Source organism: Candidatus Cloacimonadota bacterium (assembly GCA_034661015.1).
In the GTDB taxonomy this organism is placed as follows: domain Bacteria; phylum Cloacimonadota; class Cloacimonadia; order JGIOTU-2; family JGIOTU-2; genus JAYEKN01.
In genome coordinates this window covers 1-1,051 of the sequence record JAYEKN010000059.1, presented here as the reverse complement: position 1 = coordinate 1,051, position 1,051 = coordinate 1, and the positions used below count along the sequence as shown (strand labels likewise).

Here is a 1,051-nt window from a genome sequence, read left to right as displayed (position 1 = left end):
CCAGAAACCAAGCGCCCCGCCTGTGGAGGCGGTCAGCGCCTGACCCCGTTTTCGCCCCGTTTTCGACGTTATGGTCTGAACTTCTTGATTTGAAGGTCTTTTATTATTTTGTAATGCTTATCATTTGCTGTGAGAATGGGGGTGCCACAAGCGACTGCCGTAGCACCGATGAGTGCATCGGCTAATTGCACTGAATGACTAAGAAAATATTGCTCGACGTAAAACATTGCCTTTGCAGAAATCATTTCGGAAATATAAATAACTTGGGCATTCCAAAGATGAAGTGCTTTGCGGAAATTGTTTAATTCTTTCTTATTTCTCATTCCTTGGACGAGTTCCATATATGTAACAACAGAAATAAAAAAATTATTTTCATTCTCAATGACCTTATATGCTTTCTCATTCCCCTTTAAATACCAAATTAGAACATCAGTATCGATGATCATTTAGAATCTTCCTTTTCTTAAATTTCTAACATGCTCATCAACATTCTCAATCATATCGTTATCTTTCCACATTCCGAACAATTCATTTTTCTTTTTTTTATTTTTATTTTTAAGTTCTTCATAGGGGACAAGCTTGGCGCACGGTTTTCCACGATAGGTGATAACAACTTCTTCACCCCTGTTGACAGAATTAATGAGCTCTTTTGAGTGGAATCTCAGGTCTTTTGCTGTGGCTTTCATAATGACCTCCAATCTATTAAGTTTATATTTCAGAGTATAAACTTAATATCATCCAGAGTCAAGAACCATTTTTCCAGAATCTGGTTTAACTTCTATTGTTTACCAGGCTTTCTCAAATAAAAGATTTGACATAATATGCATAAAAAATTATATTTATAATATAGACCTTTAGGCCGTAAAACCCAATCCTTTAGGTTTGGGATATAAGTTTTGCTTTAGCTGGTTCAATTTTTTTTTTAAAATTTCATATTTTTCTCTGGACATTTGTTCAAATCTCCTGTATATTAAAATTAAAAACTCTTAAACAAGGTGATCATGATGCAAATACAAATGGGCATGAAATACAGAATATATCCAAATAAGCA

Annotated in this window: 2 protein-coding genes; both read right to left on the bottom strand. The window is 34.5% G+C overall.

Translation table 11 applies throughout. The annotated features are described in order from the left end of the window. Window positions 1–68 precede the first annotated feature (68 nt). Complete coding sequence (locus tag U9P79_01845; GenBank protein MEA2103371.1) at window positions 69–446, bottom strand: type II toxin-antitoxin system VapC family toxin; 378 nt, start codon at window positions 444–446, stop codon at window positions 69–71. Then, window positions 447–686 carry a type II toxin-antitoxin system prevent-host-death family antitoxin gene (locus U9P79_01840; protein MEA2103370.1) on the bottom strand — a complete coding sequence of 80 codons (240 nt, stop codon included), beginning with the start codon at window positions 684–686 and terminating at the stop codon, window positions 447–449. Window positions 687–1,051 lie beyond the last annotated feature (365 nt).

Excerpts from the sequence above, each read along its gene's own strand:
- U9P79_01840 (MEA2103370.1), bottom strand. The coding sequence starts at position 686 with ATGAAAGCCACAGCAAAAGACCTGAGATTCCACTCAAAAGAGCTCATT.
- U9P79_01845 (MEA2103371.1), bottom strand. The coding sequence starts at position 446 with ATGATCATCGATACTGATGTTCTAATTTGGTATTTAAAGGGGAATGAG.